Origin of the sequence: Flavobacterium sp. 102, assembly GCF_003634615.1 — a bacterium.
Lineage (GTDB): Bacteria > Bacteroidota > Bacteroidia > Flavobacteriales > Flavobacteriaceae > Flavobacterium.
In genome coordinates, this window is record NZ_RBKX01000001.1 from 2,449,767 (window position 1) to 2,473,491 (window position 23,725).

22 protein-coding genes are annotated in these 23,725 nt (G+C 34.6%); 19 read left to right on the forward strand and 3 right to left on the reverse strand.

Annotation, left to right across the window (positions count from 1 at the left end):
- The first annotated feature begins 8 nt into the window (after positions 1-8).
- From C8C84_RS10535 to C8C84_RS10550, 4 genes are all read left to right on the forward strand, one after another.
- Positions 9-941 carry a type IX secretion system membrane protein PorP/SprF gene (locus C8C84_RS10535; RefSeq protein WP_121313602.1) on the forward strand — a complete coding sequence of 311 codons (933 nt, stop codon included), beginning with the start codon at positions 9-11 and terminating at the stop codon, positions 939-941.
- Positions 942-953: 12 nt separating this feature from the next.
- Positions 954-2,888, forward strand: coding sequence for an OmpA family protein (locus tag C8C84_RS10540; RefSeq protein ID WP_121313603.1), 1,935 nt, complete (start codon positions 954-956; stop codon positions 2,886-2,888).
- Between the two features lie 114 nt (positions 2,889-3,002).
- Entirely contained in the window at positions 3,003-5,000 is a 1,998-nt protein-coding gene (gene ligA / locus C8C84_RS10545) for an NAD-dependent DNA ligase LigA (RefSeq protein ID WP_121313604.1), read from the forward strand.
- A 69-nt stretch (positions 5,001-5,069) separates the two neighbouring features.
- A complete protein-coding gene (locus tag C8C84_RS10550) occupies positions 5,070-5,753 on the forward strand; it encodes a hypothetical protein (RefSeq protein ID WP_121313605.1) in 684 nt (227 codons plus the stop codon).
- Here the strand turns inward: C8C84_RS10550 and C8C84_RS10555 are convergent.
- Together C8C84_RS10555 and C8C84_RS10560 are read right to left on the reverse strand one after the other, a co-directional pair.
- Entirely contained in the window at positions 5,739-6,653 is a 915-nt protein-coding gene (locus tag C8C84_RS10555) for a bifunctional UDP-sugar hydrolase/5'-nucleotidase (protein WP_121313606.1), read from the reverse strand. The genes C8C84_RS10550 and C8C84_RS10555 overlap by 15 nt on opposite strands.
- Before the next feature lies 1 nt (position 6,654).
- Positions 6,655-7,434: a 5'-nucleotidase C-terminal domain-containing protein gene (locus C8C84_RS10560; protein WP_121313607.1), complete on the reverse strand. Its 780-nt coding sequence runs from the start codon at positions 7,432-7,434 to the stop codon at positions 6,655-6,657.
- A gap of 48 nt (positions 7,435-7,482) precedes the next feature.
- Between C8C84_RS10560 and C8C84_RS10565 the strand changes: the two genes are divergently transcribed.
- The 15 genes from C8C84_RS10565 (at position 7,483) to C8C84_RS10635 (ending at position 22,848) form a co-directional block, all read left to right on the forward strand.
- Positions 7,483-8,001: a hypothetical protein gene (locus C8C84_RS10565; RefSeq protein WP_121313608.1), complete on the forward strand. Its 519-nt coding sequence runs from the start codon at positions 7,483-7,485 to the stop codon at positions 7,999-8,001.
- A 1-nt stretch (position 8,002) separates the two neighbouring features.
- Positions 8,003-8,887 carry a 4-hydroxy-tetrahydrodipicolinate synthase gene (gene dapA / locus C8C84_RS10570; RefSeq protein WP_121313609.1) on the forward strand — a complete coding sequence of 295 codons (885 nt, stop codon included), beginning with the start codon at positions 8,003-8,005 and terminating at the stop codon, positions 8,885-8,887.
- A gap of 109 nt (positions 8,888-8,996) precedes the next feature.
- Entirely contained in the window at positions 8,997-9,791 is a 795-nt protein-coding gene (locus C8C84_RS10575) for an outer membrane protein assembly factor BamD (RefSeq protein ID WP_121315042.1), read from the forward strand.
- 7 nt (positions 9,792-9,798) lie between these two features.
- Positions 9,799-10,119 carry a DNA-directed RNA polymerase subunit omega gene (locus C8C84_RS10580; RefSeq protein WP_121313610.1) on the forward strand — a complete coding sequence of 107 codons (321 nt, stop codon included), beginning with the start codon at positions 9,799-9,801 and terminating at the stop codon, positions 10,117-10,119.
- Positions 10,120-10,124: 5 nt separating this feature from the next.
- The gene (gene coaBC, locus C8C84_RS10585; RefSeq protein WP_121313611.1) at positions 10,125-11,339 is read left to right on the forward strand and encodes a bifunctional phosphopantothenoylcysteine decarboxylase/phosphopantothenate--cysteine ligase CoaBC; all 1,215 of its coding nucleotides are present in this window, start codon (positions 10,125-10,127) and stop codon (positions 11,337-11,339) included.
- A 72-nt stretch (positions 11,340-11,411) separates the two neighbouring features.
- A complete protein-coding gene (locus tag C8C84_RS10590) occupies positions 11,412-12,299 on the forward strand; it encodes a DUF4835 family protein (RefSeq protein WP_121313612.1) in 888 nt (295 codons plus the stop codon).
- 41 nt (positions 12,300-12,340) lie between these two features.
- Entirely contained in the window at positions 12,341-13,993 is a 1,653-nt protein-coding gene (recN, locus tag C8C84_RS10595; RefSeq protein ID WP_121313613.1) for a DNA repair protein RecN, read from the forward strand.
- 66 nt (positions 13,994-14,059) lie between these two features.
- A complete protein-coding gene (fabV, locus tag C8C84_RS10600) occupies positions 14,060-15,253 on the forward strand; it encodes an enoyl-ACP reductase FabV (protein ID WP_121313614.1) in 1,194 nt (397 codons plus the stop codon).
- A gap of 104 nt (positions 15,254-15,357) precedes the next feature.
- Positions 15,358-15,564, forward strand: a complete 207-nt coding sequence (locus C8C84_RS10605) for a hypothetical protein (protein WP_147406840.1) — start codon at positions 15,358-15,360, stop codon at positions 15,562-15,564.
- A 92-nt stretch (positions 15,565-15,656) separates the two neighbouring features.
- Complete coding sequence (locus tag C8C84_RS10610; RefSeq protein WP_121313616.1) at positions 15,657-16,082, forward strand: T9SS type A sorting domain-containing protein; 426 nt, start codon at positions 15,657-15,659, stop codon at positions 16,080-16,082.
- A gap of 100 nt (positions 16,083-16,182) precedes the next feature.
- Positions 16,183-18,774 (forward strand): T9SS type A sorting domain-containing protein, encoded by a 2,592-nt coding sequence (locus C8C84_RS10615; protein WP_121313617.1) that lies wholly within the window; start codon positions 16,183-16,185, stop codon positions 18,772-18,774.
- 121 nt (positions 18,775-18,895) lie between these two features.
- Positions 18,896-19,900 (forward strand): glycosyltransferase family 2 protein, encoded by a 1,005-nt coding sequence (locus C8C84_RS10620; protein ID WP_121313618.1) that lies wholly within the window; start codon positions 18,896-18,898, stop codon positions 19,898-19,900.
- Positions 19,897-20,481, forward strand: a complete 585-nt coding sequence (coaE, locus tag C8C84_RS10625) for a dephospho-CoA kinase (RefSeq protein ID WP_121313619.1) — start codon at positions 19,897-19,899, stop codon at positions 20,479-20,481. Before C8C84_RS10620 ends, coaE begins: the two co-directional genes overlap by 4 nt.
- Before the next feature lie 70 nt (positions 20,482-20,551).
- Positions 20,552-22,135: a sensor histidine kinase KdpD gene (locus C8C84_RS10630; protein WP_121313620.1), complete on the forward strand. Its 1,584-nt coding sequence runs from the start codon at positions 20,552-20,554 to the stop codon at positions 22,133-22,135.
- Positions 22,136-22,146: 11 nt separating this feature from the next.
- Complete coding sequence (locus C8C84_RS10635) at positions 22,147-22,848, forward strand: response regulator transcription factor (protein WP_121313621.1); 702 nt, start codon at positions 22,147-22,149, stop codon at positions 22,846-22,848.
- Positions 22,849-22,985: 137 nt separating this feature from the next.
- Here the strand turns inward: C8C84_RS10635 and C8C84_RS10640 are convergent, their stop codons facing one another.
- Positions 22,986-23,723, reverse strand: coding sequence for an acyl-[acyl-carrier-protein] thioesterase (locus C8C84_RS10640; RefSeq protein ID WP_121313622.1), 738 nt, complete (start codon positions 23,721-23,723; stop codon positions 22,986-22,988).
- Positions 23,724-23,725 lie beyond the last annotated feature (2 nt).

A 23,725-nucleotide genomic window follows, 5' to 3' on the forward strand; every position in this document is an offset into this window, starting at 1 on the left:
GAAAAAGTATGAAACCATATATAAGAATTCATAAAGTACACTTTTTATTGCTGTACATCCTTTGTCCTTTTATCATAAAGGCACAACAAGACCCCGAATATACACAGTACATGTATAACACAATGAGCGTAAACTCAGCTTATGCAGGATTGACAGGTTCATTGGAAGCCGTTCTTCTACACCGTTCTCAATGGGTTGGTATCGATGGCGCACCACAGACTCAAGCCTTCGCCATTCATTCTCCCATGCGAAATGATAAAGTGGGTTTAGGGTTTAGTATTGTGAATGACAAACTAGGACCTTCAAACGAATTGTACATCGATGGAAACTTCTCCTATAGTATTGCCTTTCCGAATGAAAGAAAATTGGCGTTTGGTCTTAAAGCCGGTATGAGAGTGTTGAACGTCGATTGGACAAGAGGAAGATACAATGATCCAATTGATGTTTTGCTGAATCAAAATATCGACAACAAAATGAAACCTTCAATAGGCGCCGGATTGTATTTCTACAGTGACAAATGGTATATCGGCGCTTCAGTTCCAAGTTTTATCAGAGGTGATTATTATGATGATGTGGAAGAAGCTATTGATTACGACCGACTTCACTATTATTTTATCGGAGGTTATGTTTTTAATTTCTCAGACAATCTAAAATTCAAACCCGCCTACATGTTAAAAGCAGTTAGTGGTGCACCGATGTCAATGGATATTTCGGCTAATTTCTTAATTCAAGAGAAATTTACATTAGGCGTTTCACATCGTTTGGACGATTCGGTTAGTGTGTTGGCTGGTTTTCAAATTTCTAATAGTTTGTACATCGGTTACGCCTATGATTATACTGTAACCAATTTGAATAAGTACAACGATGGTTCACACGAGGTCATTCTTCGTTATCAATTGCAAAAGAAATCCCAACAAATAAAATCTCCAAGATTTTTCTAAAACCCTGAAATCATGAAAAAAATATATCTACTAATTATGTTCTTTTGTTTGGCATCAGGTTTTGCGCAAACGAAATTGAAGAAAGCAGACCAACTTTTTAAGACCATGGCTTATGTTGAAGCCGCAAAAGCTTATGAAGAGTATCTGAAGAATGTTGAAAAACCGGGAACGCAAACGCTAAAAAATGCTGCTGATTCCTATTATTTCACAGACGACAACAGAAATGCACTTAAATGGTATCAAAAACTTTATGATATCCAAGGTCAGACGATTTCTGACAGCTATTTTCTCCGCTATATTCAGTCTTTGAAAGGGGTAATGGATTATGAGAAAGCAGATAAACTAACTCGTGAATTTTTGAATAAAAAAGGCGATGAAAAAGAAATAGCTCGCTTTGTAAATCAAAAACGTCAAATGGACAGTGTAGCTAAAGCCAAACAACTTTACACCGTAAAAAATCTCGACATCAATACCAATAAGTCTGATTTTGGAACCGCTTTTTATGGTAAAAAAATTGTTTTTGCTTCGAGTAAAGACACTACAAATCATGGTGAAAAACTATACAGTTGGAACAAGCAACCTTTCTTAAACTTGTATTTGGCCGAAAGAAATACCGCAGATGGAAGTTTGTTTAATGAATCACTATTTTTACCTAATGTGATGACCAAATACCATGAAGCCACTGCTACATTTAGCCCGGATTGGAAAACAGTTTATTACACGACTAACATTGTGAAAGATAAAAAACTGATTATCGACCAATCCAGAACTAATAATTTCCAAATTATCAGAGGTAGAATTGAAGAAGATGAACTGGTGAAAACCGAAAAATTGTTCTTCAATAGCGACAAGTATTCCGTTGGTCATCCATCTTTAAGTGAAGACGGAAAATGGTTGTTTTTTGCTTCAGATATGCCTGGTGGTTTAGGGGAAACCGATTTGTATGTTGTCCAAATTGCCGACGACGGAACGATGAGTACGCCTCAAAATTTAGGACCAACGGTAAATACTATCGGAAACGAATTGTTTCCTTATTTCCGAAACGGTACTCTGTATTTTTCTTCCGACGGTCATTATGGTTGGGGTGATTTAGATGTTTATGAAAGCAAATTTTCTGGTGGACTAAATTTCTCGGTACCAAGAAATCTTGGTGCTCCGATAAATAGCAACAAAGACGATTTTGCTTATATAGTAGACGCGACGGATACTTTTGGTTATGTTTCTTCGAACAGAGCTTTAGGAAAAGGTGATGATGATATCTATTATTTTACCAAAGTAAAACCGGAATGTGACCAATTGATTTCTGGAAAAGTCATCAACTCAAAATCCAAATGGGTCATAGATAACGCGACAATAATCGCTTATAACGCTTTTGGCGAAGCCATAAACCAAGCGAAGACAGATGCAAATGGCGCTTATGTAATCAAATTGCCTTGTGGAAAGAAAATCAAATTGGTTGCTTCTAAACCAAATCACAGCAGTGAAGAACGAACTGTTGAAACTACCAAAACCAATTTGGCAGAAGTAAAAGAAATCAATTTTGAATTGAGCAAATTTGAAGATTTAATCGTTAAAGAAAAGGGACAGGAAAAAATTGATGTAAATCCAATCTTCTTTAATTATGATAAATATGATGTCACACCTCAAGCAGTAGTAGAATTAGATAAAGTAGTTTTTGTAATGCAAAAATTTCCGAATGTGAAAATCAAAATTGAATCCCATACCGATTCAAGAGGGAAAGATGCTTATAATATGACCTTGTCTGACAACAGAGCCAAGTCAACTCAGGCTTACATTATTTCTAAAGGAATTGATGCTTCCCGAATTGAAAGTGCTATTGGTTTCGGAGAAAGTCGCTTGACCAACAAATGTAGTAATGGTGTGAAATGTACTGAAGAGCAACATTTTAAAAATCGTCGTTCCGATTTTATCATTATCCAAAAATAATCCCCAAAAAATTATGGCAAAAAACCACTTCGTAAGGAGTGGTTTTTTTGTTTTTAATCCTAATTTTGAAATAGAATTATTATTTTTAGCGGAAGCAAATTACCAATCAATTTTATGGATATTCAAACTATCATTCAGGATTTACGAGACGAACTCAACCAACACAATCACAGCTATTATGTGTTAGACAATCCAACGATTTCCGATTTTGAATTTGACCAAAAACTGAAACAGCTTCAAGAGTTAGAAAACCAATATCCTGAATTTTTTGACGAAAACTCGCCATCGCAACGGGTTGGCGGAACAATTACCAAAAATTTTCAAACAGTAGTTCACGATTACCGAATGTATTCTTTGGACAATTCTTATTCTACAGAAGATTTAGTCGATTGGGAAACCAGAATCCAAAAGGTGCTAGGCAATGTACCGTTGCAATATACTTGCGAATTAAAATATGATGGTGCCTCGATTTCGATTACTTACGAAAACGGAAAACTAAAGCGTGCCGTTACTCGCGGCGATGGCTTTCAAGGCGATGATGTGACTAATAATATCAAAACAATTAAGTCGATTCCGTTAAAATTGAAAGGCAGTTTTCCCGACCGATTTGACATTCGTGGCGAAATCATTTTGCCGTTTGAAGGTTTCGAAAAAATGAACCAAGAACTGATTGAAATAGGTGAGACACCTTATTCCAATCCAAGAAATACGGCTTCCGGAAGTTTAAAATTACAAGACAGTAGTGAAGTGGCAAAACGCCCATTAGAATGTTTGTTGTATTTTATCGTTGGCAATAATCTCAATATCAAAACTCAATTTGAAGGATTAGCAGCTGCCAGAAATTGGGGTTTTAAAGTCCCGAAAGAAGCACGATTAGCCAATAGTTTAGCCGAAGTTTTCGAGTATATCAATTATTGGGACGAACACCGACACCATTTGCCTTATGAAACCGACGGCGTTGTAATTAAAGTCAATAGTTTCCAACACCAAGATGAATTAGGGTATACCGCCAAATCGCCTCGTTGGGCAATGGCTTATAAATTCAAAGCCGAACAAGTTTCTACCAAATTAAATTCGATTTCGTATCAAGTGGGAAGAACCGGTTCGATTACACCTGTGGCCAATTTGGAACCGGTACAATTGGCGGGAACGATAGTTAAACGGGCGTCTTTACACAATGCCGACCAAATTGAAAAACTCGACATCAGAGTAGGCGATACTGTTTTTGTAGAAAAAGGAGGCGAAATTATTCCGAAAATTATTGCGGTTGATTTGGCTAAAAGAAGCGCTGACTCTCAAAGAACACAATATATTTCTCATTGTCCGGAATGCAATTCGGAACTAGTGAGAACTGAAGGTGAAGCCAATCATTATTGTCCTAATTTTTATGGTTGTCCGCCGCAGATTATAGGTAGAATCCAACATTATATTTCGCGCAAAGCGATGGATATTGAAGGTCTTGGCGGAGAAACTGTCGCTTTGTTGTTCAATAATAATTTGGTTAAAGATTACGCTGATTTATACGAATTGACTGTTGGCCAAATTTTACCCTTGGAACGTATGGCGCAAAAATCAGCGGAGAACTTAGTCAATGGTGTTCTAAAATCTACAGCAGTTCCGTTTGAAAGGGTTTTGTATGCGATTGGAATTCGGTATGTTGGAGAAACGGTTGCCAAGAAATTAGCGAAACATTATAAATCGATTGATGCGCTTCAAAAGGCTTCTTTATTGGATTTAATTTTGGTAGATGAAATAGGAGAGAAGATTGCCCAAAGTGTTATTGAATTCTTTGAAAATGAAGAAAATGTGAAAATTATTGAGCGTTTGAAACAGTTTGGTGTACAATTGGAACTTATTGAAAAGCACAATCCCAATGCAACAGACAAATTATCAGGCAAAACTTTTGTGGTTTCCGGCGTCTTTGAAAAATTTTCCCGTGATGATTTGAAAAAAGCTATCGAAGATAACGGTGGCAAAGTAGGCAGTTCAATTTCGGCAAAGACTGATTTTGTGGTGGCTGGTGATAATATGGGTCCGGCCAAATTAGAGAAAGCCAATCAACTAAAAGTACCAATCATTTCTGAAGATGATTTTTTAGTCATGCTATCTTAAAACTTTAAACCAAAAGAATCATTTTGTATTATAATTTGTGTTAACTTTAATATTCCTAAGCGATTTTCTATGGTTAGAAAAGACAATATATTAAAGTCATTAACCTTTGGCTATTTTATCATAGCATTCTTTGAAGTTATTTCAGAATACTTTGCCTATACACCATTTATTTGTTCGCTAAAACCGCTGATTCCTTTACTTTTGGTGGTAATTTATCTTATAAGTTCTAGCAGAAAAAATCCAATTTTTGTCATCGTATTATTATTTTCAATGGTGGTGAACATATTGTTTATACCAAGTACACCAATGTGTCTTTATTATGCTTTGATAATCTTTACGCTGCATCGTATTGTAATCATTTATCTTGTATTTTCTTTGCAAAAAGTAAAAGATTTTATTCCAATGATCATTGCAACATTGCCTTTTTTACTTATTTTCTTTTACTTATTTATTGAAACCAATGACATTCCGGAGAATAGTTTTTATTTGTTGATGTTGCAAAACATCTTAATTTCAGTATTTGCAGGTGTTGCCCTTTCGAGTTATGTAATGAATGATAACAAGCAAAACTCAGTTTTATTAATATCGGTTTTGCTGTTTGTAATGTTGCAGTTTTCGGTTTTTATAGAAAAGTACTTTTTAGTCAATGAGTTTCAAAAGTTACTCCGACCTTTAGCTATGACCTTTAATGCATTAGCTTTCTTCTCGTTTTATAAATATGTAATGATTGCAGAAAAATCAAACAATAATTGATTTCCCTTGGGTTGTAACAGATTTCGAGTCTTCAAGATAGAAATCGATTCGACCCAAATTAATCCCATAACAACCGACTTGATTCACCAAAACATCTTTGTCTTCAGCATTTTTCAAAACCGTGGGCTTGTCTAAGAAAGTATGCGTATGTCCGCCGATAATTAAGTCAATGTCTTTGGTTAATGTTGCCAATTTGGTGTCACAAATTTTATCAGGCTCGTTTTTGTATTGGTAACCAATGTGAGAAAGACAAATCACCAAATCACATTTTTGTTCTTGTTTTAAAATGCGTGACATGTCTTGAGCAACGGTTAACGGATCATTGTAAACGGTTTCTTTGTAATTCTTCTTATCAACCAAACCTTCCAAACTGATTCCAAGTCCGAACAAGCCAACTTTGATCCCATCTTTGTTAAAAATCTTATAAGGCTTAACCTGACCGTTCATCACGGTGTTTTTGAAATCATAATTGGCAGAAACAAATTCAAAATTTGCATTGGGTAATTGGGCATATAAACCGTCAATTCCATTGTCAAAATCGTGGTTGCCTATTGTTGCCAAATCATATTTCATCATGCTCATTAGCTTGAATTCCAATTCTCCTCCGTAGTAGTTGAAATAAGGCGTTCCTTGAAAAATATCTCCGGCATCTAATAAGAGCACATTCGGATTTTCTCTTCGAATGTTTTCAATCAAAGCCGCTCTTCGGGCAACGCCGCCCATGTTTGGGTTTTTGGGATGATTCGCCGGAAACGGATCAATATAACTATGAACATCGTTAGTATGTAAAACTGTAAGATGCTTAGTGTTCAAAGTCTTGAAACTACTTAGTGAAAGTCCGCCAAGACTTAGCAAAGCCGAACTTGCCGCAGTTTTTTGTATAAAATCTCTTCTTTTCATCTTATAGTTCTTTGCTGATTCTGATGTCTTTACTGGCTGTAATCTTTTTGTTTTCCTTGAAATAATCGATAATGATATTTCGAAGTTTATAATCTAGGTCATATTTTTCAACCCCTTTTTTGAAGAAAAGCATGTTGTCTCCACCATTGACAAGATAATCTGAAGTCACAACATAATAGATTTTATCATTTTCCAATGCTTTTCCGTTGACCAAAATATTTTTTGGTTGGTTGTCTTTGCCAATGGTAAAAGTTAACCCTTTCAATGGATGCGGTTTTTTTTCGGTGATGATATAATTGACCATTTCTAAGATTTGTTCTCCTTTTAAACCAATAACAAAAGCGCTGTTTTCAAAGGGCATGATTTCGTAAGCATTTCTTGCAGAAACATCGCCTTTTGAAATAATAGTTCTGATACCACCATGATTAAGCAAACAAATGTCGATGGTTTTTTTCTCTCTAAGTTGGAAAATGACATTCGATTTATCAAAAGTAATGTCAGATAAGAAATTACCCATTGGCGTTTGCCATTCGCCCGATTTGTCCATCGTCTCTGGCGCATTGGCTAAAATCAAACTCAAATCTTTATCAATATTATCGCGATAAGGCTTGATAAAGTTTTCAAATTCAATGTCTTCGGTGTTGGTTGAATTAATTGCAATTTCTTTGCCTTCAATTCGAGTGACAGTGTATTTTTTTTCCGCACAGGAAATAAGACTTGCAAATGTTAATAATAAAACAAAATGTTTTAATACAACGTTATAGTTTTTTAGTTTTACCATCGCTTTTGGCGCTAATTTTAGTAATTTTGTAATTCAAGTAAAAGTAGTATGTTTTTAAATTACTTAAAGGATTTTTCAACAAAAAAAATAGTTAAGAATAGTTTATCAAATGTTAAACATTTGGCTTCGGATAGTGTTATCAAAACTGTTGGGATTATTTTTGATGAAACTTACTTTTATGAAAGAGAAGCCATGGTTCGTGAGCTAATCCAAAACGGAATTGCAGAGAAAGACATTAAAGTATTGGTTTTCAAAAATAAAATTAAAAAAAATGAAGTTTTTGATTATCCTACTTTCAGCCACAAAGATTTAAGTTGGCGTGCTACAGTTGATAAAAAAGAAGTAAAAGATTTTATTGCTGAACCATTCGATTTATTAATCAATTATTACGATACCGAGAAAGTAGCCTTATTATTGGTTTCTCATCAATCAAAAGCAGGTTTTAAAGTTGGCTTCGCTGCTATCGATAAAAGGTTGAATCATTTTATGATCAACACCAATGCCGAAAATTATAAAGTCTTTATGGACGAACTATTTAAATATTTAAAAATTCTAAACAAAATTTAAAATGCAATCATTAATTGGTACCGGAGTTGCCCTTGTTACACCTTTCAAAAAAGATTTTTCAGTAGATGTTGATGCGTTAAAAGCCATCGTTAATTTCCAAGTTGATAACGGAATTGACTATTTAGTTGTTTTAGGAACAACCGCCGAAACAGCAACATTGACAAAGGACGAAAAGGAATTGGTAATAAAGACAATTGTAGAAGCCAATAAAGGAAGATTGCCTTTGGTTTTAGGAGTTGGAAGTAATAATACCAATGAAGTTGTCGCTGAATTAAAATCAAGAGATTTCTCCGATTTCGTGGCGATACTTTCTGTTTCTCCATATTATAACAAACCAACTCAAGAAGGCATTTACCAACATTTTAAAGCGATTGCTGAAGCTTCGCCGCTTCCGATTATTTTGTACAATGTTCCGGGAAGAACAGCTAGTAATATGTTGCCGTCAACAATTATTCGTTTGGCTAATGATTTCAAAAATGTGGTGGCTGTAAAAGAAGCTGCAGGCGATATCGTTCAAGCGATGAAATTGATTCAAGGCAAGCCAAAAGATTTCTTAGTGATTTCAGGTGATGATATGATTACGTTGCCAATGGTTTTAGCCGGAGGCGCAGGCGTTATTTCCGTAATTGCTGAAGGTTTTCCGAAACAATTTTCTGAAATGGTGCATTTAGGTTTGAACAAAAGAGTAGAAGAAGCTTATCAATTGCACTATCTTCTAGCGGATTCAATTGATATGATTTTCGAGCAAGGAAATCCGGCCGGAATTAAAGAAGTGTTTAAGTCATTGGGCTTGTCTGAGAATATAGTTCGTTTACCTTTAGTAAATGCTGATGAAAATTTAGCCAAACGCCTACATGATTTCACCAATAAAATTTCAAAAATGTAATTTTTTCGACTTCGAAAAAAATATTTTGTTGTAAACAATTAATAACTAAATTTGCAGTTGCTTTTTAAGTCACAAAATGTGTTTAAAATCAGCAGCATTAAACATCATAATGAAGAAATTTTTAGCCTTATTTGCCTTTGTAGTATTTTTTTCGTCGTGTAGCGAATACCAAAAAGCATTAAAATCAGAAGATATTGCTGTTAAGTATGAAATGGCAACTAAAATGTATGAAGCCAATAAATATGGTAAAGCCATACGCCTTTTTGAACAAATTGCTCCTGCTTACAAAGGAAAGCCATCAGCTCAAAAGATGTTTTACATGTATTCGCAATCGCTATACAAAACCAATCAATATTATTTAGCGGGTTATCAATTTGAGAGTTTTGCCTCTAGTTTTCCAAAGAGTGAAAAAATAGAAGAAGTATCATTTCTTGGAGCTAAATGTTTTTCAAAACTATCTCCGGTTTACAGTTTGGATCAAATTGATACCTATAAAGCAGTTGAAAAATTACAGAATTTTATAGATGCCTTTCCTGAATCTCAATATTTAACTGAAGCAAATACTATCGCCAAAGCTTTGAGAGAGAAATTGGAGAAAAAAGCCTATGAAAACGCTAAGATTTATAACACCATTTCAGATTATAAAGCTTCCATGGTAGCGTTTGATAATTTTATTATTGAATTTCCGGGTACGCCTTATAAAGAAGCGGCCTTATTTTACAAATTGGATTCAGCCTATAAACTAGCGATTAATAGTGTTCCTGCAAAAATGGAAGAGCGTTTGAATAATGCAAAAGCAGCGTACAATAGTTTAATCAAGCACAAAGCAGATACCAAATACAAATCAGAAGCTGACGAAATGTTGGCCCGAATTGAAACAGATTTAAAACAATTTTCTAAATAAAAAAGTCATGGATTTAAAAAAGACGAATGCACCGGTAAACACAATCACTTACAACAAAACTGTAATTGAAGAGCGCACTGGCAATGTTTACGAGGCAATAACAATAATGGCTAAAAGAGCAAACCAAATCAATTCTGAAATTAAAAAAGAATTAACTGAGAAATTAGAAGAGTTTGCTACTTACAACGATAGTCTTGAAGAAATCTTTGAAAACAAAGAACAAATCGAAGTTTCTAAATACTACGAAAAATTACCAAAACCACACGCATTGGCTGTTCAAGAATGGCTTGATGACAAAATTTACTACAGAGATACTACAAAAGACTAATTCAGATGTCTGTTTTAAGCGGTAAAAAGATTTTACTCGGCGTTTCCGGAGGAATTGCCGCCTACAAGACAGCCTCATTAGTCAGATTATTTATAAAAGCCGGTGCTAATGTCCAAGTGGTCATGACACCGGCTTCTAAGGATTTTGTAACACCGTTAACATTATCTACACTTTCCAAAAATCCTATTCATTCTACTTTTTATAATGATGAGGACGAGAATGCCCAATGGAACAATCATGTTGAATTAGGACTTTGGGCCGATTTGATGCTTATTGCTCCTGCTACTGCGAATACGCTTTCTAAAATGGCGAATGGCAATTGTGACAATCTTTTAATTGCTACTTATTTATCGGCTAAATGTCCGGTTTACTTTGCTCCGGCAATGGATTTGGACATGTACAAACATCCTTCAACTATTTCCAGTTTTAATTTGCTGAAGCAATTTGGTAACATCATGATTCCTGCTGAAAGTGGAGAATTAGCCAGTGGCTTATCCGGCGAAGGCCGAATGGCTGAACCTGAAAATATTGTTGCCTTTTTAGAAAAGGATTTGGAAAGTAAATTACCGTTAAGAGGAAAAAAAATATTGATTACGGCTGGCCCAACATATGAAGCGATTGATCCTGTTCGATTCATTGGGAATCATTCTTCGGGCAAAATGGGTTTTGATATTGCTAAAAGTGCTGCCAATCTTGGTGCTGAAGTAATTTTAATTTCAGGTCCAACGGATTTAAATGTGCAAAATTCTGCTATCAATTTGATTCGAGTCACTTCTGCTGAAGAAATGTACGACGCGTGTCACCAATATTTTAATGATAGTGATGTAGCCATTTGCGCTGCCGCCGTTGCCGATTATAAACCTAAAGTGGTTGCTGATCAAAAAATAAAAAAATCGGAAGCAGCTTTCACCATTGAATTGGAAAAGACCAAAGATATCTTAGCTTCATTGGGACAAATAAAACAAAAGCAATTCTTAATTGGCTTTGCTTTGGAAACTGAAAATGAAATTGAAAATGCAAAGTTGAAAATTCAGAAAAAAAACTTAGATTTGATTGTTTTAAATTCGCTTCAGGATAAAGGCGCCGGTTTTGGTTCGGCTACTAATAAAGTTACTTTTATTGATAAAGATTTTGTGATTGAAGCTATGCCTTTAAAATCTAAAGAAGCTGTTGCGGATGATATAATAAACAAAGTAATTTCTCGTTATAATAAGGATTGAGAAATAAAGTCGTTTTAAATGATTTTAGCTGATCAGAATTAAAAGACAGTTGAAAACAATATAAATTTACACATGAAAAAAATAGTTAGTATTCTTTTTTTGTTTTGGGTTGGATTGACTAATGCGCAACAATTAAATTGTTCGGTTCAAGTCAACTCAGATAAAATTGCCAGTACCAATAATCAGATTTTTAGAAATTTAGAAAAATCGATTAATGAGTTTGTCAACAAAACGGATTGGACTGGAGAAAGCTATAAGCAAAACGAAAAGATTAATTGTTCCATGGTCATCACTTTGAACAGTTATGATTCTAACGCTTTTTCAGCGACTATTCAAGTGGAATCTTCCAGACCTATTTTTAATTCTTCTTATTCTTCACCGGTTTTTAACTACAACGACAAAGATTTTGGATTTCGCTATGTAGAATTTGAAAACTTGCTTTTCAATCCGGCTAATTTTGATTCTAATTTAGTGTCTGTTTTAGCATTTTACAGCTACATGATTCTTGGTTTTGATGCCGATACTTACACACTTTACGGTGGAAAACAATGGTTTGATATTGCCCAACAAATTGTAACTGTAGCCCAACAAAGTGGATACAAAGGTTGGAGCCAATCCGATGGAAATCAAAATCGTTTTTTCTTGGCCAATGACATGCTTTCCGGAACTTTTGATGCTTTTAGAGACGTTATGTACCAATACCACAGAGAAGGTTTGGACAACATGACAAAAGATTTGAAATCGTCTAAAGAAAAAATATTAGCCTCTATCACTGCTTTGAGTGCTATATATAAAGTGCGTTCCAATGCGTTTTTGACCAGGGTTTTCTTCGATGCTAAAGTCGATGAAATTGTGTCAATCCTATCCGGCGGACCAAAAGTTCCTATATCGGAAACTATAGAAACATTGAATAAAATTTCACCACTCAATTCAAGTAAATGGGCAACCATCAAGTTATAATTAGTATATTTACTACTTAAACTTTACCACATTTTCTGCAAATGATTACTTCACTTTCAATTGAAAATTTTGCCTTAATTGAAAAATTAAATATTGATTTTTCTAAGGGTTTTTCAATTATAACCGGTGAAACCGGAGCCGGAAAATCAATACTTCTAGGTGCTTTAGGATTGGTTCTCGGTAAAAGAGCCGATTTAACTTCACTGAAAAACAAAGAAGAAAAATGCATCGTTGAAGCCAATTTTGCCATCGGGAAATATGATTTGAAGTCTTTCTTTGAAGCCCATGATTTGGACTATGAAGAAGAAACCATCATTCGGAGGGAAATTTTACCTTCGGGAAAATCGAGAGCATTTGTAAACGACAGTCCAGTCAATTTACAGCAACTGCAAGATTTGAGTTTTTACTTAATCGATGTGCATTCGCAACACCAAACCTTAGAATTGTCCGAAGAAGAATACCAGTTTAAAATCATTGATGCAATTGCTAGTAATCAAGAATTCAGAGCGGAATATTCGTCAATTCTGAAACAATACCGTTCGGCTAAAACGGCTTTGGAAACCAAAAAGACAAGTTTGTCAGCCATTTTAAAAGAAAAAGATTATAACGAATTCATCTTCAACGAATTGCATTCGGCTAATTTAAAAGTTGGTGAACTTGAAGAATTAGAAAAAACTTATGAAGCACTGAATAATGTTGAATTCATCAAAGAAAATCTTTCAGCGCTTTTGGCTTTGGCCAATGAAGACCAATTTGGTTTGTTGAAAAACCTAAAAGAATTCAAATCTATACTTCAAAAAAATACCAGTTTTTCTGCAGAATACGAATCCCTTTTTGAACGCACCAATTCGATTTTAATTGAATTTGATGACATTGTCAAAGAGTTGAATCGCGAATCAGAACTAGTCTTTAATGATCCTGAAAAATTAGAATTAGTCAATCAAAAACTACAACTGATTTACAGTTTGCAAAAGAAGCATCAAGTGTTGACGGTGGAAGAATTGATTGATATTCAAAATGACTTGGAAAGCAAAGTGGTTTCGGTAGTGACTTTAGAAGAAGAAATCAGTAAACTTGAAAATGGCATTAAAGATTTTGAAAATCAATTGGATTCGATTGCGACTAAAATCAGCCACAGTAGGAGTGAAGCGATACCAAATCTCAGCAACAAACTGATTGAAATCTTGAATTTATTAGGCATGCCAAATGTTCGCTTTAAGATTAATGTTGTAGTTTCGGACACCTATTATAATAATGGAAAAGACAGTTTGCAGTTTTTGTTTTCGGCTAATAAAGGAACTGATTTCGGCTTATTGAAAAAAGTCGCTTCCGGTGGAGAAATGTCAAGAATTATGTTGGCTGTAAAATCTATTTTATCTCAATACTCTAAGTTACCAACGATTATTTTTGATGAAATTGATACCGGAGTTTCGGGTGAGATTGCCAATAAAATGGGTGAGATTATGCGTGAAATGAGTCAGACCATGCAGGTTTTTGCCATCACTCACTTGCCTCAGATTGCAGCCAAAGGAAATACTCATTATAAGGTTTTCAAAACGGTATTGGATGAAAACACTGTTTCCGAATTGAAATTGTTAACCAATGACGAACGAATCATTGAAATTGCAGAAATGCTTTCCGGTAAAGATATTTCAGATTCGGCATTGAATCATGCCAAAGCATTACTAAACTAACCGTTTTAATTTATTAATTTTGTACTACTTTAATTTAAATATACAGACAACTTAATTTCATAGAATATGATTATAGAACCAAGAATGCGCGGGTTTATTTGTTTAACAGCTCACCCGGACGGATGTGCACAAAGTGTTAAAAACCAAATCAATTATGTAAAATCTAAAGGAACCATTGATGGTGCTAAAAAAGTTTTAGTGATTGGTGCTTCAACCGGTTTCGGATTGGCTTCAAGAATTACCAGTGCTTTTGGTTCTGATGCTGCAACTATTGGTGTTTTCTTTGAAAAAGAACCTTCTGAAGGAAAAACTGCTACTCCGGGTTGGTACAATACTGCCGCTTTTGAACAAGAAGCTCAAAAAGCAGGTTTGTATGCCAAAAGTATCAATGGTGATGCTTTTTCAAATGAGATTAAGCAACAAACAATTGATTTAATCAAAGCTGATTTAGGTCAGGTTGATATGATTATTTACAGTTTGGCATCACCTGTTCGAATGCATCCCGTAACTGGAGTTTTACATCGTTCAACGTTGAAACCAATCGGTAACACCTTTACCAATAAAACAGTAGATTTCCACACCGGAAATGTAACCCAAGTTACTATTGAGCCTGCGAACCAAGACGATATTGACAATACAGTTGTGGTTATGGGCGGTGAAGATTGGTCAATGTGGATGGAAGCGCTTTCTAATGCCGGTGTTTTAGCGAAAGGAGTTACGACGATTGCTTATTCTTATATTGGACCTGAAGTTACGGAAGCGGTTTATAGAAAAGGAACTATAGGAAGAGCCAAAGATCATTTAGAAGCTACAGCTTTTGAAATTACTGACAGTTTAAAATCGATTGAAGGAAAAGCATATGTTTCGGTGAACAAAGCATTAGTAACACAAGCAAGTTCTGCCATTCCTGTAATTCCATTGTACATTTCTTTATTGTATAAAATAATGAAAGCCGAAGGAGTTCATGAAGGTTGTATCGAACAGATTCAAAGATTATTTTCAGAAAGACTTTACACGGGTTCAACAATACCAACAGATGAAAAAGGCAGAATCAGAATTGATGATTGGGAGATGAGAGAGGATATTCAAGCAAGAATTAAAACTTTATGGGAAACCGCTACTACTGAAAATCTAACCGAAATAGGTGATTTGGCAGGCTATAAACAAGACTTTTTAAACTTGTTTGGTTTTGGTTTCGAGGAAGTGGATTACACTGCAGAAGCAAACGAAATGACGCATATTCCAAGTATAAAAAAATAGGAATTTTTCAGTAAATTAATTAAAAAAACTCACAAAAATTTGTGAGTTTTTTTTAATTAATAGCTATCAACTTTTAATCTAATAATATAAAAAAAATTACCTTATTGCTCTTTGCAATATTAAGTGTGTTTCATGTAAATACTCAAGTAAGTTCCTATTCTTTTTTACAGAGTGATGGTGCTTATACGCTTTTAACCGGTTCGACTGTTTTAGCTACACAAACGGTCGCTAGTGGAACTGCAGCTAGAGCTTTGGATGACGTAAACTACACTGTTGCGCTTCCGTTCTCATTTACAATACTCAATAGTTAATGTTGTTTTAGGACAGACTTTTGTTTTCAACAGTTCTATAGTAACAGATATAATTACTATTAGTGCTGATGGTGGCACAACTGCGGTAGTTTATGGGAGCTACACCGGTAACTTGGGTTTCAACCATTGATGTTCAAGTTAGATTTTATACCCATGCCGATGATAATTCACCGGTAACTGCCAATTCAATTTATTATGTAATAGTTTCAGGTTACGACGTTGATGAAGTTGGTACTTTTTGTTTGAAAGTTTCAAGAAATCAATTGTTGTCAAATGAAGACTTTAATGATAGTAATTTCACTTACTATCCAAATCCTGTTAAAAACATTTTAAATTTATCTTACAGTCAAGAGGTTTCTGGTGTTGAAATTTATAATTTGTTAGGTCAAAGAGTCAGTGTTAATTCAGTTAATGTTAACCAAGCTCAGATTGATATGTCAAACTTGCCTAGCGCGGCTTACGTAGTTAAAGTTACTGCCAATAACCAAGTAAAAACTGTTAGAGTAATCAAAGAATAATATTTTATATTTTGTTTATAATTAAAACCACCTAAAATTTAGGTGGTTTTTCTTTTTTTTCTTATTTTTATCAAATTAACATACAAATAAATAATTATTTATGAAGAAAATTACATTTCTACTATTATCATTGGTCAGTTTTACGGCACTTGCCCAATTTCCGGCACCCTATTGTGGACCATTAACTTTTACCAACAATGTAGAACCAATTACGTTGGTGAATTTTGCAGGAATTAATAACACCAGTTCCGCTTTAGTTGGTGCAAACAATGGCACCACTATCATTGCACATGAAGATTACACAGCCATCACTGGAAATGTGTTTTCTGGAAGTACTTACCCTATTACTTTAAAAGGTAATACAGATGGTAATTATACAACTTATCTCCGTGTTTTTATTGATTGGAATCAAAACAATGATTTCACAGATGCAGGTGAATCATACGATATTGGTACTATTGTCAATTCAACCGGTGCTGATGCAGTAGAACTTGTAGGTAGCATAACTGCACCTGGTAATGCTCTTGCAGGAAACACAAGAATGAGGGTGATAAAGAAATTTGCCGGTTATTCTGATTCCTGTAATACTGTAAACACTGGATGGGGTCAGTCTGAAGATTACACTTTAGTAGTAGCTCTTCCTGCTTGTTTAAGCCCAACAGCTGGTATTGCTAACGTTACTTCTTCTACAACAGCTAATTTAACTTGGACCTCAGGAGGTGCAGCTAACGCTGAAGTTGTTATACAGCCTGCTGGAACAGGGGTTCCTGGAACTCCAGACGATACTGGAGTGAATGTAACAGGAAATACTTATCCGGCTACTTTGTTACTACCACAAACCGCTTATGAATTTTATGTGAGAGATGAGTGTACTCTTGGTTCAAGTTTTAGTACTTGGGCAGGACCGTTTACTTTTAATACGACTCTTGCTCCTAGTTGTGCAGGTAATGTTGCACCAATTGATGGAGCCACTAATGTAGTTCCGGGAACAGTTGATTTTACTTGGACAGCTCCAACAACAGGAGATCCTGCTGTATCCTATGATTTATATTATGGTTTAACACCTGGAAATGCAACTATATTAGTTGGTAATTATTTAACACTTACTACACCAATTAACATCACAGGATTTAATACAACTTTCTATTGGAAAATAGTTCCTAAAAATGTTGGAGGTTCAGCTGTAGGATGTGTAGAATGGAGTTTTACCACTATTCCTGCACCGGGATATTGTTTGAATGCACCAAATGGTCAATGGCCGGGTGCTGCTTATACTCCTGAGACTTGTGATGGTTTAACTGATAATGTTATCACTGCAGCAGGTTATGCTGGAGAATACTCAACAGTTAATGTTGTTTTAGGACAGACTTATGTTTTCAATAGTTCAATAGCTACAGATTTAATTACTATTAGTGCTGATGGTGGTACAACTGCTGCAGCTTATGGGACTACACCGGTAACTTGGGTTTCAACCATTGATGGTCAAATTAGATTTTATACACATGCAGATAATAACTGTGTTGCTAATGCCGATAATAGAACTCGTTCAGTTATTTGTGGTATTCCATCGGCAGCATTACCTGATTATGTGAGTTTACAATGGCCTCCAACAGCAACAATTACTCAAGGTGGAAATGTAACTGTTTATGGACAAGTATACGAAGGAGGACTAACAGACGTTGCTCCAAATATTGATGGACAAGCTCCTGGAATCAATGCTTGGGTTGGATATAGTACTACAAATACGAATCCTAACACTTGGACTGATTGGGTTGTTGCTACTCATAATGCTGGTAATATTGGAAACAATGATGAATATCAGGCTACTATTGGTGCTACATTAGCGCCTGGAACCTATTACTATGCTACACGTTTTAATTTAGATAATGGTGCTTATGTTTATGGTGGTATCAATGCTGATGCTCCAAACAATGGAAGCATTTGGGATGGTGCAACTTTCGGGAATGGTGTCTTAACAGTAACACCTCCACCAGCTCCGGCTAATGACGACTGTTTAGGAGCAACTGTATTAGTTGTAGATGATACATTCTGTAATGGTACTAACACCAATGGTACCAATTTAGGAGCAACAGATTCTGGTGTTGCACTTGCAGTTTGTTTCAATTATGGTGAAAATGATGTGTGGTATTCATTTGTTGCGCCTTCTGATGCGGCTACTGTTGATATTTCTACTGACTTTTTAGGAGGAACTTTATATGATACAGATGTAGCACTTTATTCAGGTACTTGTGGTGCTTTAACTGAGATTGATTGTGATAATGATGGTGGAGTTGTAGTACAACCAAATGGATTTTCATGGAACTCATTAATACTAGATTCACCGGTAACTGCCAATTCAACTTATTATGTAAGAGTTTCAGGCTATAGTGATGTAGCGGTTGGTTCTTTCTGTTTAAGAGTTTCGAAAAACCAATTGTTATCTAATGAAAGTTTTGATAGTTCTAATTTTGAACATTATCCAAATCCGGTTAAGAATGTTTTAAATCTTTCTTATAGCCAAGAAATTTCTAGTGTTGAAGTATACAATTTGCTAGGTCAAAAAATGAGCACTAATACAATTGGAGCTAATTTAGGACAAGTAGATATGACAGGTTTAGCAAGTGGTACTTATTTAGTTAAAGTAACTGCAGCAGATAATCAATCAAAAACTATCAGAGTTATCAAAGAATAGTTTTTACATTTAGTTTTATAATTAAAACCACCTAAATTTTAGGTGGTTTTTCTTTTGTATAAGACTTATCTTTGTTACCCGAGACCGTAAGGTCGAACTGAACAAAGTTAAAATTTAGACCATGTATTTCTCAATTATTATTCCAGTTTATAACAGACCAGATGAAATCAAAGAACTATTAGAGAGTTTATTGATTTCTGATTTTAATAAACCCTATGAGATTGTAATTATTGAAGATGGTTCCACAATTCCTTGCAAAGAAGAAATAGAACATTTTAAAAACAGCTTGAATATTTCTTATTACTTCAAAGAAAACAGTGGTCCTGGTGATTCCAGAAACTTCGGGATGAAAAAGGCCAAGGGCGATTATTTCATCATTTTTGATTCGGATTGTATTATTCCTAAACATTATTTATCCGATGTTGAGAAGGAATTAACTGCAAACTATGTCGATTGTTTTGGAGGTTCAGATGCTGCACTAGACTCTTTTTCTTCTGTACAAAAAGCGATTAATTTTGCGATGACCTCTTTTTTAACGACCGGCGGTATTCGCGGTGGTTCTGAAAAATTAAGTAAGTTCCAACCCAGAAGTTTCAATATGGGAATTTCAAAAAAAGCTTTTGAGACTTCAAATGGATTTGGAAATATTCATCCTGGTGAAGATCCTGATTTGTCTATCAGATTATGGAAATTAGGGTATAATACTAGATTGTTCTCTAAAGCATTTGTCTACCACAAACGCAGAATAGATTGGGATAAGTTTTCGATTCAAGTCAATAAATTTGGAAAAGCCAGACCAATATTAGACAGTTGGTATCCCGAATACAGTAAGCTGACTTTTTTATTCCCAACCTTATTTATTGTAGGTTTTTCGATTGCCATTCTTCTTTTTATTTTTGGAATACCTTTTCCAATACTTTGTTATGCATTCTATTACTTGTTGATTTTTATTACGGCTACAATACAAAGTAAAAGTTTAGAAATAGGTTTCCTATCTGTAGTTGCCGTTAACAAACAGTTCTTTGGTTACGGAAGAGGTTTTTTAGAATCTTACATTAAGATTAAAATCCAAAAACAAAATCCCGAAGAAGCATTTCCTGAATTGTTTTTTAAAGTAAAGTCATGACAAAAATAATAGGATTAACAGGCGGAATAGGTAGTGGAAAGACTACAGTGGCCAATTATATCAAGTCGCTGGGTTTTCCTGTTTATATTGCTGATGAAAAAGCTAAAAAGATAATGGAAACCAAAAATGTCATTGAATTGGTTCAAAATGCTTTTGGTAAAGAGGTCATTGCTGACGGTAAGATTAATAGACAGCAATTGGCTCAATTGGTATTTAATAATCCCGACAAACTTCAAAAACTCAATAATATTGTTCATCCTATCGTTAAACAAAATTTTAATAATTGGGTAAAAAAACATAAAAATCAACCTTTCGTATTTAAAGAAGCTGCTATTTTATTTGAAAGCGGTAGTTATAAATATTGTGATAGTATTATTACAGTTACGGCACCTTTAGAGACTCGATTACAACGAGTTATTGATAGAGATAAAACCAATAAAGAACAAGTTTTAGACCGAATGAAAAATCAGTGGTCCGAAGAAAAAAAGATCGAAAAAAGTGATTATATCATCCACAATATTTCAATGGAAGATACTAAAAATCAAGTGGATAATATTCTTAAAATATTAAAAAATCAATAAAATTATTTCGAGATGTTAATGTTTGGTTAATGTATTTATTGTATAAATGTTAAAATGTTAAATTTGTTCAATGAATAAATTGTTTTTCCGAATACTAGTCATTTTAATGAGTTTGTCCTTAATCGGTATAATTCTTGTCCAAGTGTACTGGTTTAATAAGTCATTTGAAAACAATGAAGAGCAGTTTAAATTTCATGTAAAACAAGTGTTAGGGAATGTTGCCGACAAATTGCAAAAGAAAGAGCAATATACCTACTTTGAAAAATACAATAATGTAATTGACAGTACAGGTAAAGCTCCGGATAAAAGTGATTTTTTAGAGTTTGGTTATTATCAAAGAGATTCCAGAACCAACGAAACTATAGTCTATTCTAATAGCATCATCTCCGAAGATTACGGAATTACTTCATCGTTCTTTGATAAAAAAATCGATAGCCTAAGAGAAATTAAAAACTATACTTCTAAGAGAACAACCGAGATTTATAGTGATGACATCGATAATCCATCGATTAAGCAAACGCAAACTCCCGACATTAAAATTCGAAAAGAGGGTAGAACTGATTTGTTAGATAATGCCCAATTTGAATTATTTTATAAAGACATTGCAGCGTTGAGACCAATACAAGAAAGGGTTTCTAATGAAATGATGCAAAAGTTATTGTCAGAAGAGTTAAACCAATATGGGGTAAAAACCCCTTTTGAGTATAATGTTTACAGCAATGGTTTAGCTACAAAAATAAAATCAGATCGGTTCCGATACGAAAAAACGTCAACCTATTCTATTCCGATTTTTATTGATAATGACGGTAACAACAAATACCAATTGTTAATCACTTTTCCTCAGAAAAAGAAATTCTTGTTTTCTGAATTAATTGGGATTTCAATTTTATCAATAGTCTTCACCTTGATTATAATTATTGCTTATTCAAGTGCGCTGAATCAATTAATTAAACAACGTCAGATTTCTGAAATCAAAACCGATTTCATTAACAACATGACGCACGAATTCAAAACACCGATTGCCACCATCAATTTGGCTTTAGATGCTATCAAAAATCCAAAAGTGATTGATGATAAAGAGAAGATATACCGCTATCTTCAAATGATAAGAGATGAAAACAAACGAATGCACGCCCAAGTAGAGAATGTGTTGCGCATTTCTAAATTGGAGAAAAGAGAATTAGAAATTAATAAGGAATCAAATGATATCCACGGCATAATTGAAGATGCGATTGACCATGTAAATCTAATTATTGATGATCGTGGCGGAACAATAACAACGCATTTTGAAGCAACCAGAACAACCGTTTTGCTAAACGATGTTCATTTTACGAATGTATTTGTTAATATCTTAGATAACGCGATAAAATATTCTCCGGAAAATCCCGTTATAGATATATATACCGAAAACGTAAAAGAGTTTGTAATTGTCAAAATAAAAGACCAAGGAGCCGGAATGACCAAAGCGGCTCAAAAAAGAATATTTGAAAAATTTTATCGCGAACACACTGGTGATTTGCACAATGTTAAAGGTCACGGATTAGGATTGGCCTATGTAAAACGAATATTAGACGATCACAATTGTCAAATTTTTGTAGAAAGTGAAAAAGGAAAAGGAAGCACATTTATAATTAAAGTCCCACTCATAAATTAAAAAAAAATACTATGGAAGCAAATAAAAAAATACTTCTAGTCGAAGATGATCAGAACTTCGGTATCGTTCTAAGAGAATACCTAACATTAAACGATTTTGATGTTACGCTAGCCAAAAATGGTATGGAAGGTTTCGAGAAATTCAAAAAAGACAATTACGATTTGTGTATTTTGGATGTCATGATGCCATACAAAGATGGTTATACTTTGGCTAAAGAAATCAGAGAAAAAAACAAAGATGTACCGTTAATCTTCTTAACTGCAAAGTCAATGAAAGAAGACGTGATGAAAGGATACAAAGTTGGTGCAGATGATTATCTGAACAAACCTTTCGACTCTGATGTGTTGCTGATGAAAATCAAAGCCATTATCCAAAGAAAATCGGCTGAAACTAAGAATGAACCGGCTAAATTTGAATTCCAAATTGGTAATTTCCTCCTCAATTCAAAACTACGTTATTTAAAATTAGGTAATGATGAACCAATCAAATTGTCTCCAAAAGAGTCTGATTTGTTGAAAATGATGGCCATTTACGAAAACGATTTGATGCCAAGAGAGTTAGCCTTAACCAAAATTTGGAGAGAAGACAACTACTTCACTTCAAGAAGTATGGACGTTTACATCGCCAAATTGCGCAAGTACTTGAAAGAAGATCCAAACGTTGAAATCCTAAACATTCACGGTGAAGGTTTCAGACTGGTTGTAAAAAAATAATTCTAATCCTCGTCATTTTGGCGGGGATTTTTTTAGGAGCTATTTCCGGCTTTTCACTATATCTTTTGTAGTTGTCAGGTTTATAAAACCTTACAACTACAAAAGGATGCCGTTACAATCCGGGCTAAGGCAAACTGCTAACTACAATGCAATTGCAATGCGAAACAAGTTTTTTCCTCACGCTCAATGGCAAAAATGGTATTCTCTTCGGAGGTTTTTTGTTTGATTTCAACGGTATCGTTTAGCGAAACCTCTTTCAGATAATTCATTTCGAAACTATCAATTTTTTGATTGTGAATAATAGCCAAATCTAGACAATCCAAACACCATTCTAAATACTTAACGCTGTTGGCATGATTGACAATATCCAAATCAGAAAGCTTTACCTGATGCGTTCCTACGATTTGCATTTCGTGTTGAAAATCAATTTTGCTAAAAGGATGTAAAGTCGCTCTGTCCGCAAACTTTTCAAAATGTTCGTGTGGTAATGCCAAATTTTCAGGACGCCGCGTTTGAGTATTAAAAACGGCCCAAAAAGTTTCGCAACCAATGATTTTCTCATCGCCAATATACATTTCCATACAGCGAATCGAACGGGAATTTTCTAAAGAATTAATCCAGGTTTTAACCGTTACAACTTCTTTCCATTTTGGCAAACGACTGATTTCAACACGCATCCTACTCAAAACCCAAGCTTGATGATTGACTTGCATATCGCTGAAACTAATTCCGCCTAATTCCGCATGCAAAGCGGCTGTAAGCTGCAATATGTTGCACAAATCAGTATATTTCAAATAGCCATTAGGATAACATTGGAGAAAAGTGATTTCCCAATCCTGTTCAAGTCTAGAAGTAAAGTTTGGTGCTATTGGCATGC